This window comes from Wolbachia endosymbiont (group A) of Apotomis capreana (assembly GCF_964027025.1).
Lineage (GTDB): Bacteria > Pseudomonadota > Alphaproteobacteria > Rickettsiales > Anaplasmataceae > Wolbachia > Wolbachia pipientis.
This window is the reverse complement of record NZ_OZ034721.1, coordinates 822,813-838,187: the sequence shown is the minus strand read 5'-3', so window position 1 is coordinate 838,187 and position 15,375 is coordinate 822,813. Positions and strand designations below refer to the sequence as shown.

The 15,375-nt window shown below is 36.4% G+C and carries 14 protein-coding genes; 7 read left to right on the top strand and 7 right to left on the bottom strand.

What is annotated here, in order from left to right; translation table 11 throughout:
* Positions 1-64: 64 nt before the first annotated feature.
* The 3 genes from lepA to AAGD50_RS04125 all read left to right on the top strand — a co-directional run bounded on the left by lepA (position 65) and on the right by AAGD50_RS04125 (position 3,090).
* A complete protein-coding gene (gene lepA, locus AAGD50_RS04135) occupies positions 65-1,861 on the top strand; it encodes a translation elongation factor 4 (RefSeq protein ID WP_264724148.1) in 1,797 nt (598 codons plus the stop codon).
* Between the two features lie 581 nt (positions 1,862-2,442).
* Positions 2,443-2,655, top strand: a complete 213-nt coding sequence (locus tag AAGD50_RS04130; RefSeq protein ID WP_167513691.1) for a hypothetical protein — start codon at positions 2,443-2,445, stop codon at positions 2,653-2,655.
* A 60-nt stretch (positions 2,656-2,715) separates the two neighbouring features.
* Entirely contained in the window at positions 2,716-3,090 is a 375-nt protein-coding gene (locus AAGD50_RS04125) for a TrbC/VirB2 family protein (RefSeq protein ID WP_006279664.1), read from the top strand.
* On the opposite strand, the gene AAGD50_RS04120 is transcribed toward AAGD50_RS04125, so the two are convergent.
* From AAGD50_RS04120 to AAGD50_RS04110, 3 genes are all read right to left on the bottom strand, one after another.
* Positions 3,066-4,064 (bottom strand): pyruvate dehydrogenase complex E1 component subunit beta, encoded by a 999-nt coding sequence (locus AAGD50_RS04120; RefSeq protein ID WP_012673123.1) that lies wholly within the window; start codon positions 4,062-4,064, stop codon positions 3,066-3,068. The two genes, AAGD50_RS04125 and AAGD50_RS04120, sit on opposite strands and share 25 nt — an antisense overlap.
* Positions 4,065-4,304: 240 nt before the next feature.
* On the bottom strand, positions 4,305-5,402 hold the full coding sequence (locus AAGD50_RS04115; protein WP_264724149.1) for an ATP-binding protein: 1,098 nt from the start codon (positions 5,400-5,402) through the stop codon (positions 4,305-4,307).
* A 649-nt stretch (positions 5,403-6,051) separates the two neighbouring features.
* Positions 6,052-6,447, bottom strand: coding sequence for a hypothetical protein (locus AAGD50_RS04110; protein ID WP_341810006.1), 396 nt, complete (start codon positions 6,445-6,447; stop codon positions 6,052-6,054).
* 148 nt (positions 6,448-6,595) lie between these two features.
* Here AAGD50_RS04110 and AAGD50_RS04105 point away from each other — a divergent pair, with 148 nt between their 5' ends.
* Both AAGD50_RS04105 and AAGD50_RS06820 read left to right on the top strand, forming a co-directional pair.
* Positions 6,596-7,801 (top strand): MFS transporter, encoded by a 1,206-nt coding sequence (locus AAGD50_RS04105; protein WP_406719862.1) that lies wholly within the window; start codon positions 6,596-6,598, stop codon positions 7,799-7,801.
* Between the two features lie 197 nt (positions 7,802-7,998).
* On the top strand, positions 7,999-8,166 hold the full coding sequence (locus AAGD50_RS06820; protein WP_410541663.1) for a hypothetical protein: 168 nt from the start codon (positions 7,999-8,001) through the stop codon (positions 8,164-8,166).
* A gap of 106 nt (positions 8,167-8,272) precedes the next feature.
* Here the strand turns inward: AAGD50_RS06820 and AAGD50_RS04100 are convergent, their stop codons facing one another.
* The 3 genes from AAGD50_RS04100 to secG are packed head-to-tail and all read right to left on the bottom strand — an operon-like array spanning position 8,273 to position 10,649.
* Positions 8,273-8,683 (bottom strand): nucleoside deaminase, encoded by a 411-nt coding sequence (locus AAGD50_RS04100; RefSeq protein WP_264724247.1) that lies wholly within the window; start codon positions 8,681-8,683, stop codon positions 8,273-8,275.
* Positions 8,684-8,724: 41 nt separating this feature from the next.
* Positions 8,725-10,329 (bottom strand): CTP synthase, encoded by a 1,605-nt coding sequence (locus AAGD50_RS04095; RefSeq protein WP_264724151.1) that lies wholly within the window; start codon positions 10,327-10,329, stop codon positions 8,725-8,727.
* The gene (gene secG, locus AAGD50_RS04090) at positions 10,329-10,649 is read right to left on the bottom strand and encodes a preprotein translocase subunit SecG (protein WP_007548880.1); all 321 of its coding nucleotides are present in this window, start codon (positions 10,647-10,649) and stop codon (positions 10,329-10,331) included. Before secG ends, AAGD50_RS04095 begins: the two co-directional genes overlap by 1 nt.
* Before the next feature lie 144 nt (positions 10,650-10,793).
* Between secG and AAGD50_RS04085 the strand changes: the two genes are divergently transcribed.
* Positions 10,794-11,309 (top strand): gamma carbonic anhydrase family protein, encoded by a 516-nt coding sequence (locus AAGD50_RS04085; RefSeq protein ID WP_264724152.1) that lies wholly within the window; start codon positions 10,794-10,796, stop codon positions 11,307-11,309.
* A gap of 42 nt (positions 11,310-11,351) precedes the next feature.
* Here AAGD50_RS04085 and AAGD50_RS04080 read toward each other — a convergent pair whose 3' ends face one another.
* Positions 11,352-12,575: a hypothetical protein gene (locus tag AAGD50_RS04080; RefSeq protein WP_265041175.1), complete on the bottom strand. Its 1,224-nt coding sequence runs from the start codon at positions 12,573-12,575 to the stop codon at positions 11,352-11,354.
* A 259-nt stretch (positions 12,576-12,834) separates the two neighbouring features.
* Between AAGD50_RS04080 and AAGD50_RS04075 the strand changes: the two genes are divergently transcribed.
* Entirely contained in the window at positions 12,835-15,297 is a 2,463-nt protein-coding gene (locus tag AAGD50_RS04075; RefSeq protein ID WP_264724156.1) for a valine--tRNA ligase, read from the top strand.
* Positions 15,298-15,375: the final 78 nt, after the last annotated feature.

The window sequence follows — 15,375 nt, the reverse complement described above, 5'->3', positions numbered from 1 at the left end:
ATAAAGGATTGCCCTCACAACACTTAAAATGTAAAATGGTTCTACTTAAGTAAAATAGCCATAAATGAACAACATAAGAAATTTTGCAATAATAGCGCATATAGACCACGGTAAGTCAACGCTTGCTGACCGTTTAATAGAGGAATGTAACGGCCTTGAAGCAAGAGAAATGATCAATCAAATACTCGATTCAATGGATATAGAACGCGAACGTGGGATTACAATTAAGGCACAGACGGTAAAACTCAATTATACGGCAAACGACGGTAATCAATATTGCCTAAATCTCATGGACACCCCAGGTCACGTTGACTTTTCTTACGAGGTAAGCCGAAGCTTAGCCGCATGTGAAGGTTCACTTTTAGTGGTAGATAGTAGCCAGGGCGTTGAAGCACAAACCCTTGCAAATGTATATAAAGCTATTGACAACAACCATGAAATAATAGTTGTGCTCAATAAAGTTGATCTTCCTGCTGCAGATCCAGAAAAGGTAAAACTCCAGGTTGAGGAAATAATCGGTATTGATGCAAGTGAGTCAGTTTTAATATCAGCAAAAACTGGACTTGGAATAAAAGATGTACTGGAAGCAATAGTAGCAAAACTTCCAGCTCCTCAAGGTGATGTAAATGCTCCATTGCAAGCAATTTTGGTTGATAGTTGGTATGACACTTACTTAGGAGTAGTAATTTTAGTGCGAGTTAAAAATGGAGTGCTAAAAAAAGGCATGAGAATTGTTATGATGTCTAATAATGCTACATACCAGATAGATAATATCGGTATTTTCACCCCTAAAAAAGTGATGACGGGTGAACTTTCAGCGGGTGAAGTTGGTTTTATAACTGCTTCAATGAAGGAAGTAGCAGACTGCAAGGTAGGAGACACTATCACTGAGGAAAAGAGACCTTGTAGTGAAGCACTTCCTGGATTTAAAGAAGTTCATCCTGTGGTATTTTGTAGCATTTTTCCTCATAAAACGGATGATTTTAAATATCTAAGAGAAGCTCTAGAAAAGTTACATTTAAATGATGCAAGTTTTACCTTCGAAGCTGAAACTTCAAATGCACTAGGCTATGGATTTCGTTGTGGTTTTTTGGGAATGTTGCATCTTGAAGTTATTCAAGAAAGGCTCGAGAGAGAATTTGATTTAGACCTAACAGCAACTGCACCGAGTGTTATATATAGGGTTACAACACGAAGTGGTGAAGTTTTGAATATTCATAACCCAAGTGATATGCCAGATCCAACGAAAATTGAAATTGTGGAAGAACCATGGATTACCGCAACCATAATGGTCCCTGACCAATACTTGGGAGAGATTCTATCTCTATGTGAAGAAAGGAGGGGAGAACAGGAGGATTTATCTTACATTGGTAACACAACAACAGCATTGTTAAGATATAAATTACCACTGTCTGAAGTTGTTTTTGACTTTTATGATCGATTAAAATCAATTTCCAAAGGATATGCAAGTTTGGATTGGGAAATTTCCAGCTATCTGGTAAGCCAAATAGATAAATTAAGCTTTTTAATTAATGGAGAGCCCGTAGATGCACTGGCTTGTATCGTTCACAAAAGTAGGGCAGAAAAAAGAGGGCGTGAAATATGCGCACGCTTGAAGGATCTAATACCACGTCAGCAATATAAAATCGCGATTCAAGCGGCAGTGGGCGGAAAAATTATTGCCAGAGAAACGATTAACCCATACAGAAAAGATGTAACAGCTAAACTCTATGGTGGAGATGTAACGCGAAGAATGAAACTACTTGAAAAGCAAAAGAAAGGTAAAAAAAGGTTACATTCTATAGGGAACGTAAATATTCCACAGAATGCTTTTATTCAAGCCTTGAAGATAAGTGATTGATCTTAAAAGACTTCTTGTATAGTTTTTGGCAACAACCGTTAGAAACGAAAAAACTTACTTGACAAACTCCGCCAGCCCCCTTATCATGAAAATGAAGCTATTTATTTATCTTCTCTGTACAGATTAAATGACAAAAAAACTCACGTATCTGGCGTCTCATGTTTAATTTTTTGCACTATGTGCACCTTATGTCTTTATAAAACTTCTACCTACATAAGCTGAAACGCGCTTATAAAGCGTTTAAAACATAAAAAAACGCCAACTTAAAAAATGGATAGTGAATAACTAGCTACCCTAGGGTTTCTTTTGCCTTTTTTTCTGTTTAGTAAATTTCTTAATGTTTCTAATTTAGATTAGTTGCGGTTTAAAAGCAACTGAATCGCGGTTATTAAGCATTTAGAATAAAAAAACGCCATACTTGAAAGTATAATGTAAGTAATTAGCCAACCACGGGGCTTCTTTTGCCTTTTTTTTCATTTGGTAAATTTCTTAATGTTTATGGCTAAACGACAACCGTCATCCCGCTACTTGTTAGCGGCTGAGATACCGCGGCGGTATGACGTAGGACTGCTGTCATCCCAGTGCTTGACACTGGGATCCAGTTGAGCTATTTCAACAAAAATACTGCATTTGAGATGAACGTTCCAGACTTATTTATAAATATAACAATTAAAGTCTGGATTCCAGCGTCAAGCACTGGAATAATATCGTTTACTATGTCTATATTACAATATTTGTGCAGTTGTGTGTCAACTACTTTTGTGGCACCGTTTGTTATTCAATCTTTATGCTAGTTTTACTAAAAATTATAGTATTTTAGGTATAATTGCAATATCTAAATTTAAGGTATAGAGATGAACCCTAGGAAAGTTTTTAATATTCTTTTTATAGTATTATTTATTTCTTTTTCTCATGTTGGGAGTGCTGCCGCTGACACTAATACTGATACAACTGCTCAAGTAATATGTAACATTATTGGCTACGTTTGGGGAATAGGCGGACCGCTTATGACCGTAGTGATAATAGGTGCAGCTTTGCTTGCGATATTTGGTAGAATGCCATGGCCAGCTCTTTTTGCACTCGGTATATTTTGTGCTGTATTTTTCGGTGCTAAAACTATCGTCATAAAAGTAATGGGTGGTATAGGCGGCACTGGAAATACTTCTTTGATGGACCAATGCGGAACAGGAGACACAAAAAAGAACTATTTTTTTCTAAAACAGACCTGATGCACGGCTTCAACTATATCTTCCACTTGCGGTAATGCTTTTTTTTCTAGATTTGCAGCGTAAGGTAAGGGGATGTCCTTGCCAGTTACACGTACAACTGGAGCATCAAGGTAGTCAAATCCTTGTTCCATAACAACGGCTGACAGCTCTGCTCCTATTCCTGCAAATGGCCATCCTTCTTCTACACTAACTAACCTATTAGTCTTCTGAATAGAGTTAATAACAGTTTGAGTGTCAAGTGGTCTTAAGGTTCTGAGGTCAATAACTTCAGCTTCTATACCTTCACTCGAAAGTAAATCTGCTGCATTTAAGGCATCCATTAATTTTAATGAAAAAGCAGTGATAGTTACATCCTTTCCTTCCCGTATAACAGCAGCTTTGCCTATCTCAAGTAGATAATCTTTGTTTGATAGCTCAGAGTCAGAAACTTCATGCTCATGTCCATAAGCTATTTCGTTTTCTAGAAATATTACCGGATTAGGGTCACGAATTGCAGCTTTAAGCAGACCTCTGCAATCTGAGGCAAAATAGGGTGCTATTACTTTTAACCCCGGTATATGCGAATACCAAGCTGCAAAGCATTGAGAATGTTGTGCAGCAACTCTTGCTGCAGCGCCATTTGGTCCACGAAATACTATAGGGCATCCAAGTTGTCCGCCTGACATATAATTTGTTTTTGCTGCGGAATTCACAATTTGGTCAATAGCTTGCATAGAAAAATTAAAAGTCATAAACTCGACTATTGGCTTTAATCCAGCAAATGCCGCTCCAACAGCAAGGCCAGCAAATCCATGTTCGGTAATAGGCGTATCAACTACTCTGTTTTCTCCAAACTCTTTCAGTAATCCTTTCGTTACTTTATAAGCACCATCATACTCTGCAACTTCTTCACCCATGATAAGCACATCAGAGTCGTTTTGCATTTCTTCTCTAATTGCTGTGCATAAAGCTTCTCTTACACTTAAGGTTGCCATTTATAAACTTTTATAGACTTTAACTAAAGTAACTATATCAGAATTACTGGGGGTAAGTAAAGTGTACAAATTAAGTTTTACAAACATCATGACCAACTCATTCCAAAAAAAAATCTTCTCACGCTTGCTGTTTTTTGTTGCTGGAAATGGCTGGATTATTTAAGCTTTTAGTAATGTATGTTGTTAAATTAATAGCAATTTATTTGGAAATAACAGAAAAATTTATGATAGTTTTATACTCTAAATAGAATAAGATACTTCTGTCTGTGTCTCCACGTTTGAAACTAACCTTATTCTATCTCTTTCTTGTTCTGGACTTAACCTGTGAAGCGCGTAACTGAAATCTTCCTCACTCACTATAAGCCGTCTTTGCGCACCAGCGCTAATTTTTGCTTCATTCACTAATTGCTCTAACTCAGCCCCAGAATAGCCTTCAGTCTTGTCTGCAATGTCTTGGAGGCTTAGCTTTTCATCAGTTTTTGTACCTCGCATATAAAGTGCCAATATCTTTTGTCTCACCTCTATGTTTGGATTAGGGACATAAACCTTCTGACCTAAACGTCCAGGTCTAATAAGTGCTGGATCTATACCACCGATAAGGTTAGTTGCACCAATTACTATTATATCTTTTCTGCTCTTAAATCCATCTATTTCAGTTAACAACTGTGTTAAACTCTCTCGACAATGGTAAGCTGAGTTATTAGCGGTACTTCTTTTTTGAGCAACTGCATCTATTTCATCTATAAAGACTATACAAGGAGAATATTTTTTTGCTATTTTAAAAAGCTCGCGTACAGCATGTGCACCATGACCAATATATACTCCAATAAGTTCAGGACCTGAGATGCTTATGAAATTCATATTTGATTCACCTGCAATTGCACGAGCGATAAGTGTTTTACCATTTCCAGGAGGGCCATATAATATGTAACCTCTTAGTGAATTAATACTTTTATTTCCAAACAGCTTGCGCATTTCTTCTGTCATTTGGTCACAGCAAATCATCTGCAACCGTTGTTTTAAGGAGTCATCAATTATAGCATCAGCAAATGTTATTCTTTTATCATCTGAATTAGCTAATTCTATCGATATAGGCAGCTCTACTTCCTTTAGTTTGCTGAATACTTGATCATATACAAACCAAACAATAAAAAGGAGAACGACAAGTAACACACAAGGCATAGCTTCACTAACATAATGTGCAGCTAACTCATACCCTTTACTAAGCAACATTGTATGCATATAGGCAAACAAAAAAGCGATAGAGACAATAGTTGCCACGCATAGTAAACAGATTGAAATTCTTTTTAGTAATTCTGAAATTTCAATTTTTTTCATCTTAATACCTTATACCAATTTTAAACTAAGAATAATTTTATCTAGCTTACCTATTTTAGCTTGATTAGAGCGTTCAGAAAAATTATCAAGTACGTACTTTAATTTATTAAATACTAAAAACAATATATCACCATATTGTCACATACATCTTTAAAGTTTACCAAATTCATTTTCAAAAAACAAGATTTTATTATTAACCCGAATTCTGGATTAGATTTTAGGTAAATTATTGAAAGTCTTGAATTTTACTAAATTAGTAACTAGTCTTAAAATGCTTACTGCTTTATCGTAAATGCTAAAACAATAAGCTATTGATATTCTTGTTTTTTTTAATCTCCAATCCAGAATTCGGGTTAAAAACGCTAACTTGTATCTTCAAGAAGTAAGACATAATAGCTCTAAAATGTCTTGCAAGGAAAGGTAAAGCTGAATGCTAACTTATGCCAGAAAGATACCGTCTTGTTTGCCTTTTTGAGTAGTATCATCTTATTTTTCCTGTAAATTTTGTTTATAACGCCTAAGATTTACGATATTTTAATCCCGGTAGAATATCTTATAAAATCAGATTATATGTTATACCTATGGAAATAGATAACTTTCAGCAATATTACAACCAAGAAGAAATGAAGACAGTAACATTAGCTCAAATTTATAAAGACTTGGTAATAAAGATATTCGATATAGCCACAAGCAAAATGTAAGCTACTATTAATGGTATTATGGAAATAGCACCAACGATACCACCTACTATACCTACTACCAGAGGTGACGGAGTAGTAAGGCTTAATATAATAAGTGGGAGAGATATAATTGATAGTATTATAGAAATTACACCTACTGTTTTCAGAAGAGATAGAAATCCTTTTGAATCTAAATGTTCTTTAATTCCCTTAAATAATATAAAGAAAATGCTTATACACATTATAGCACAAAGTATTACTGCTGCTATTTTTATTATAGCTGCTGCTATAAGTGCTGCTAAATAAGCTATATTCATTATAACTTTACCACTAAACTTAATAACACTGCAATTATCACACACCATAATAAAAAAGTCAACTCCATATGTTTAGGTTGTAAAATCCCAAAAAGCAGCCAGAATAGAATAAGCAAACATTTACGAATTGAATTTAGTGCAAACAAGGGTGTTGATATCAACCATACTCTGCAGAATCGCAATATGGTATGACTACATGCTTTTTATTGATTTGATTAACATAATCAGCAGAGAGTTTTGTTTTGCAAAAGATGTCTACAGTAACATACTGCAATTATTTGGAATTGTAGGGCTAGGTGCAATTGTAAGGCCACTTGGTGCATTCATATTTGGTCACGTTGGTGACAGGTATGGAAGGAGGATAGCATTAATAATTACTATCTTGCTAATATCGATACCATCAAGTCTCATTGCATTTATTCCAAGTCACAATCAAGTAGGTATAATTTCTACTATATTGCTTCTTGCAATCCATATAACACAAGGAATTGCACTTGGTGGTGAACAAGGAAGTTCTGTTTATCTTATAGAGCATTTATCCAGTAGGAAAGAGAACTTAGGGATGTATTTTGGAATGATGGGTTTTGGTCGCTCCATTGGCGTCTTGCTTTCTGCGGTGATAGTGATTATCTGCAAAAAAACTACTGATTTTTGTACCTGGGGTTGGAGATTGCCATTTATTTTCTCAGCTATTTTAGGATTAATTAGCGCGTATAGCATATACACATTGGGAGAAACTCCAGCATATGAAAAAAATCGAAAACAAAGAAATTTACCTGATTTGCCAATAATAGAGCTTATAAAACGCCACAAGAGAGCTCTTATACTTGCTATTTTAATATCTGCACCTGTTAATGTTGCTGTTGGATTTACCATATTTCTTCGAACTCTCGCAAAGGAAATAGCATCAGTGGATGTTTATGTAACAACATATATCAACGAAATTGTATTGATTATAACCAGTGTATTAATGCCGATATCTTCAATAGCGTTTGGAATGTTGGCTGATAAAGTTGGAAAAGAGCGCACTGCAATCTTATTTATAGCAATTACAATGGCACTGTGTTGTCCTGCGTTATCTATTGCATATTACTATAAAAATTATCTTGTGATTGCGTTGAGCGTAATGGTTCTCTCTATAATAGAAAGGGGTATAGTTCCCATAGGAATAGTTGCATCTGAACTCTTTCCTACCAATGTTAGATTTAGTGGTGTGAGCTTATCACGCAATATCTCTTATGCGTTACATGGAGGATTTACTCCTATGGTTTGTATTTGGTTGACTGTAACATTTCCTCAAACAAACCTTGCTGCTGGGCTTTATATAGTCTTCTGCTTGTTGATCAGTGTGGTAGCAATATTGCAAATAAAACCGCAAGATAAGAAATTTGATTGGTCTTAGTTTTCTCCTATGTGATTTGATAGACCGGGAAAGGGTTTCATCTAAGTAGCTGACACCCTGACAACCGTCATCCCGCTGCTTGTTAGCGGGATCTAGAGATACCGTGACGGTATGACGTAGGACTGCTGTCATTCCAGTCTGGAATCCAGAGAAAAGGATGATGTCATCCCAGTGTCCCTGTAATGTCATTCCAGTGCTTGACACTGGAATCCAGCCTTTATTATGCAGCCACTTGGTTAAAATTAAGTCTTCTGGATCCAAGTAGTCAGGGCACTGGGATGACAAAGGAGGGCAGTGTCAGCTACTCGGATGACACCCTGCTGGTGGACAATGTTTGTATAGTTGTGCGTCACGCGCTGGAATGACGAATTACTTAACCGCCATACCGTCACGGTATCTCCTAGCATAGATCCCGCTAACAAGTAGCGGGATGACGATTTTGTATCGGAAAACAAGTAGCATGACGATTTATCAAATGTTCCTTAGTTTCTCAAAAAAATCCTTTAACAAAAAAGAGCATTCTGTTTCTAATATCCCACCATAAACTTCAGGTATATGGCTGCAAAATTGAAATATCTTAGCACCATTTTCAATTCCTCCACCTTTTGGATTATAAGCTCCAAAGTACAATCGTTTAATTCTGGCAAAGGAAATAGCTTGAGCACACATCGGACATGGTTCTAATGTTACGTACATATCAGCATCACAAAGCGTGGGAGTTGAAAATGCTTGTCTGATCGCTAACATCTCTGCATGTGCAGTTGGATCGCTGGATATATTGTGTGCAGAAGAAATGATATTGTCTCCACTAACCATTACAGCACCTATTGGCACCTCACCATTTTTCTGAGCAAGTTTGGCTTGCTCTATGGCAAGCTCCATATATTGATACTTGAACACTTTCCTTTGCTAATCTTCTTCTTTTAAATTTTATTAACTGCTGCTTCAATAAATGATACAAAAAGAGGATGAGGAGAAAACGGCTTTGATTGAAATTCTGGATGAAACTGCACACCGATAAACCACGGATGACTCTCTAACTCCACTGCCTCTATGCACGTTCCATCTTCTGATATGCCACTGCATAGCAGCCCATTTTTTTCCAAATCATCTTTATAATCTGAATTGATTATGTATCTATGCCTGTGTCTTTCTGAAATAGTAGTGTTACTATATGCATCCATCATTTTAGAGTTTGCATTTATATTACATTTGTATGCTCCAAGTCTCATGGTTCCACCAAGATCGTCATCTTGATCGCCAGCTAACTTAACGATTGGATGTTTACAGTTACGAAATTCTTCAGAGTGTACATCTTCAAGCTTAACAACATTACGAGCAAATTCAATAATTGCAAGCTGCATACCAAGGCAAATTCCGAAAAATGGGATATTATTTGTACGGGCATAATTTATTGCTAATATTTTACCCTCTACTCCGTCATCACCAAACCCCCCTGGAACAAGGATTGCATGAGAATTCTGTAATTTCTCTCCTATAAGTTTTTCATTTATAGGTTTTTCTTCCTTCTCTCTTGAGTTAACCCAATTTATCTTTACTTTGACTTTATTACTAATCGCACCATGATTTAATGCTTCAACCAGTGATTTGTATGCATCAGGGAATTCGGTGTATTTTCCCACTATAGATACAGTAACTTCCTGTGTTGGGTGCCTTATGGAATGCACTATTTGATCCCATTCAGTCAAGCTTGGTTTTGGCTTACTTAAATGAAAGTGCTCCAAAATTTGCGTATCAAGCCCACATTGGCTATACAACACCGGTAACTCATATATATGACTCACATCAGGGGCAGGTATCACATTGGATAAAGAAACATTGCAAAGCTTAGCTATTTTCTCTCTTTGATTATCGAAAATTTCTTTCTCACTGCGGCATAATATAATATCTGGTTGTAACCCCGCGGAATTTAACTCTCGAACTGAATGCTGCGTTGGCTTTGTCTTTAATTCTTGCGCTGCGGTAAGATATGGTATTAAAGTTAAGTGAATAAGGATAACTCTTTGTTTTCCTAATGTGTAGTTAACTTGGCGTATAGCCTCCAAAAATGGTTGGCTTTCAATGTCACCTACAGTTCCACCTATTTCACATATTACAAAATCTAAACCTTCCGTACCATTAAAAATGAACGATTTGATCAAATCTGTTACATGAGGAATGACTTGCACAGTTTTGCCCAGATAATCACCACGCCTCTCTTTCTTCAATAACTCATGATATATCTTACCAGTTGTTATATTGTCATCTTTTGTTGCTTTAATTCCAGTAAAACGCTCATAATGCCCAAGATCCAAATCAGTTTCAGCACCATCTTCGGTAACAAATACCTCTCCGTGCTGAGTTGGGTTCATTGTTCCAGGATCAATGTTGAGATACGGGTCAAGTTTTCTGATACGGATCTTAAAACCGTGAGCTTGAAGAAGCGCACCAACGCTTGAAGCAACTAAGCCTTTACCAAGCGATGACACAACTCCACCTGTGACAAAGATAAATTTAGCTTCCTTCATTAATTTTCAAATGGAACAGAAGTAGATTCACTTTCTTGCTTTTTTTCTAATATAATTTTTTCTGCGATCGATTTTTTATGTACGTCTTTTGAACATAATCCTGACAATAGCAATGTGTTTATAATAAACAATCCAGCAACAATAGCCGTTATTCTGCTGAGCGGGTTTTCAGAAGATTTCACCGGAATCATCGAATTGACCCCCTGTTGTGTATTACTAAAACCACTTAACGAACTACTTCCAGGCGGCTGCAAGAGCACTAAAATTACTAACACAACAACCAATATTATTTGAAATATACTTAATACCGCTACTGACATTATAGATAGGGCTGAAAATAAAAATCTTAGCAGTACAAAGCACGTAAGTCAAGAACATCTGTCACCCAAGTAGTTTGAAATCTAAGTATGTATTTACTGCCTACCTTATTTTGATTAACATATGCATAAGACTTTGGGCTTAATATGTATCACATTTTAAAATACAAAGATTATGAACCAAAAATAGACGAAAGTGCTTTCATCGCGGGTGGTTCGCATATCATAGGTAAGGTTGAAATAGGAAGAGATGCAAGCATCTGGTTTAATTGTGTGGTCAGAGGGGACGTTGGATCAATAAAAATAGGTGATGGAACAAATATTCAAGATGGAACGGTAATTCATGTGGATAGAAACCCAGGTGGTGACACAATTATTGGCAGCATGGTAACAGTGGGACATTTTTGTGTGTTGCACGCATGCACGGTGCATGATAAGGCGTTTATTGGTATGGGCTCTACCGTGATGGACCATGCAGTTGTGGAGCCTGAAGCTATGGTAGCTGCTGGCTCACTGGTAACACACGGAAAAGTGATAAAAAGTGGAGAAATATGGGCTGGTAGGCCAGCAAAGTTCTTCAAAAAGATGTCGAATGAAGAAATTAAACATATTACACAATCAGCACAAAATTATATTATGCTAATGAAGGAATATAAAAACTGAAGTTTGCGTCAAGTGTTTTACTTGACGCGTATGGCTCAACCCTTATTGCCTCCCTTTATTTTTATTCCCATTTACTCCTTGTGCTTTCGCCCCATCTACTTGAGTACTAGGTAATGCTGCATATGTAATACCACCAGCTACGAGTGCAGATGTTACTGCTATACCAATTATTACTAACATCTCTAACCTAACTGTATGTTCAAGTGCAGTAAATGCTATCAGTCCAGCAGCAAGACCAACACCAACAGTAGCGGTGTACTTCGCTCCATTGCCTTGTTTTGGTTGCTCAGTTGTTTTGCTTTTATCTTCTAATGTTTGTTTTTCCTTCTGTAATTTATCAACAAGACTTTTACTCTCTTCTAATTGTTTATTTAACTCCACAACTTCAGCATTTTTAGCTTGCAACTGCTGAACTTGAGCTTTTAATTGTGTTATTTCCTCATCTTTAGCTTGTAACTGAGCAGCACTTGGTTGGTTGTTTAGCTGTTCTTGTAAATCTTTTATTTCATCGTCTTTAGCTTGTAACAGAGTAGCATTTGGTTGGTTGTTTAGCTGTTCTTGTAAATCTTTTATTTCATCGTCTTTAGCTTGTAACTGTTGCTGTAAGTTCGCAACTTCTTGTGTATTTTGTTGAGCTTTTAATGCTGTCATTTCATTCTCTTTCTCTGTTAACTTTTGCTGTAACACCACAGCATCTAATGCTTCCAATTCTGTTATTTTAGCATTTTTCTCTTCTAACTGCTGCTGTAACGCTGTAGAATCTATTGCCTTTAGTTTTTCCACTTCAGCTTCTAAGTCTTGTTTTTCCTGCTGAGCTGTGTCCAATTGATCTTGTAATTCTTGTGTTTTAGTTCTCAATTCCTCCTCAGCTTTCTTCTTTGCAGCTTCTAATTCTTGTATTTTAGGTTTCAATTCTTCTAATTGTTTTTGGGGATGTTGAAGCATCTGTACCTCAACTTCTTTTTTTGTATTATCAAGGCCCAACAGGGTTTTTATTTCTGTTGCAGTAGTAAAAGCTTTTCCGTTACCTTGTTTGTTAGCTGAAGATATAGGCATGATTACAATATTATCTCCTTGATTTTTTTTTTCTTTTTCAAACAAACCGGTAATATATAATTGCTTATTACCTAGTGAAAAACCCGCATAAAACTTTTTAGAACTTGAAATGTTTTCATACTCTTGAAATTTTTTAAAATCATCTTGCGCTATAATAAGCATTATTTCATTATTGATAACCTTTATTGTACCATTAATCTCCATAAACATATTAAACCTCAATATATATAATTAACATTACATAATACCCTTAGAACCTAAGGTCAAGTAATATTTTTATCATAGCATAGAAAATTTATGTTCGTAAACAAAAAATTTTGGCGTAAAATTGACGTATTTACTTAATTGTGCTATAGCTAAAGTAATTTAGGTTTACCGACCATCGTCATTCCGCTGCTTGTTAGCGGGATCTAGAGATACCGCGGCGGTATAACGTTGCTAGCTTAAGGTTTAAAATTGAGAAATATTTATGTTAAAAGAAAAATACGGCTTTAAAGAAGTTGAAGACAAATGCAACATATTATGGGAAGGCAGTAAAGTTTACAGGTGGAATGGTGAAAAGGATAACACTTTCACTATAGACACACCTCCACCGACAATATCGGGTAAATTGCATATTGGCCATATATTTAGCTATTGCCACACGGACTTTATTGCAAGGTTTCAGCGCATGCTGGGAAAAGATGTGTTTTACCCAATTGGGTTTGATGATAATGGGCTTCCCACTGAAAGATTGGTTGAGCAAACCTATAAAACCCGCGCAAAAGAAGTTGGCAGGGAAAAATTTATAGAGATGTGCCATGAGGTTATTGAAAAATCAAAGCAAGAATTCAAGGAACTATTTAAATCGGTCGGCATTAGTTATGACTGGGATTTGGAATATCACACGATCAGCAAGGAAACTGTGACGCTTTCACAGATGTCGTTTATTGATCTATATAATAAGGGATATGCATATAGAAAAATGCAGCCTATCCTTTGGGACCCGGTTGATAAAACCGCAATTGCGCAAGCAGAAATAGAAGATAAAGTTTTTGAGTCATCCTTAAACACGATAGTTTTCTCTACTCAAGAAAATGAGCAAATCAATATTGCAACTACGCGACCTGAGTTACTTCCCGCATGTGTTGCAGTTTTTTGCCATCCAGAGGATGCGCGCTACACCCACCTGATTGGAAAAACAGCGGTAGTGCCAATTACAAAGGAAAAAGTACTAATCATTGCTGACGATAAGGTCAAAATAGATAAAGGCACTGGGCTTGTTATGTGCTGTACGTTTGGTGATGAGCTCGATATATATTGGCAGCAAAAGCATAATCTGCCGATGAAAATTATCATCGATCAGGATGGGAGGATGGACCTAGATGATGTCATTCCACCACACCCCGGCGTCATGAAAGTAGCTGACACTGGAATCTACGATGAAATAAATGGATTGAAAGTTACAGCAGCAAGAAAGAGGATGATCGAAATCCTAACTAAAAAAGGACTTTTGATAGAAAGCACTAGCATTTCTCATTCTGTTAAGTGTGCAGAAAGATCTGGTGCACCACTTGAGATATTACCTACTTATCAATGGTTTATCAAGACCTTAGAGCAAAAAGCTCAAGTATTAGATAAAGTAAAAGAATGCAATTGGCATCCAGCTACTATGCGTAAACGTATGGAAGTGTGGATAGAAGGGCTAAATTGGGACTGGTGCATCTCAAGGCAACGTTATTTTGGTGTGCCATTTCCAGCGTGGTATTCTAAACGTAAGGGAGAAGAAGGTAAAATTATTCTAGCTGAGATAAAGGACCTACCTATAGATCCACTCAAAGATTTGCCAAAAGGGTATAGCAAAGAAGAGGTTATCCCAGATCAAGATGTAATGGATACCTGGGCCACAAGTTCAATTACTCCTCAACTGAGTGCACTGGCAGTAAACAGTGAGTTTAGTTTACCAAATCATCGCTATGATACGATATTTCCTGCAGATCTGCGCAGCCAGAGCCATGAGATAATAAGAACTTGGGCTTTTTATACTATTTTAAAGGCACATTATCATGCAAATTCTTTACCTTGGAAAAACATTATGATCAGCGGTTGGTGTTTAGCAGATGATAAGAAAAAGATGAGTAAATCAAAGGGTAACATCATTACTCCTCATGTAATACTTGAAACTTATGGAGCTGATGTAGTGCGCTATTGGGCAGCGAACTCAAGGCTTGGAGTTGATACAGTCTACTCTGAAAATATATTCAAAATTGGCAAGCGCCTCGTTACAAAACTTTGGAACGCTAGCAAGTTTGTTTCCATGTTCATGGAAAAGCATCAAACAGTAAGCATAAATTCCATCAGTGAGACGATGGATAAATGGATACTGTCTGAGCTGTACAAAGTAATAGGTAAAGCAACGAATAACCTATTACAGTTTGAATACTGCGAAGCTTTGGGCGCAGTAGAAGAATTTTTTTGGAAGGATTTTTGTGATAACTACTTGGAATTAGTAAAAAAACGCGCGTACGGAAGCAGTTTAAGTGCAAAACAAAGCTTGGCGTATGTACTGAATATTATTTTGCGGTTATTTGCACCTTTCTTGCCTTACATTACAGAAGAGATATACCACCAATTGTATAGTTATAATTCTGTACACAATAAAAGCAATTGGCCGAGCAAAGAAGAACTTATCTACGATAAATATTCAGAGGAAATGGGAGATAATGTTATTCAGATATTAAACATTATCAGAAAGATAAAGGCAGATAATAATGTATCAGTTAAGCATCTGATAAAAAAGTTGATGATAAAAGCAGATCTACGAGAGGATAAATTGAATCAATCTGCACAGGATGATTTGCAGGCAGTTTGCAATGCGGAAACGATAGAGTGGATGCAGTCTGAGCTTGAAACTGAAGACGGAAAATACATAGTGAATATAGACTTATACTGATTTTTATAGCTTTACTTCCTTTAATATCCATGCTATTGTAATCATTATTAGTATGAGGGAATAATGAGGGATTTGTAT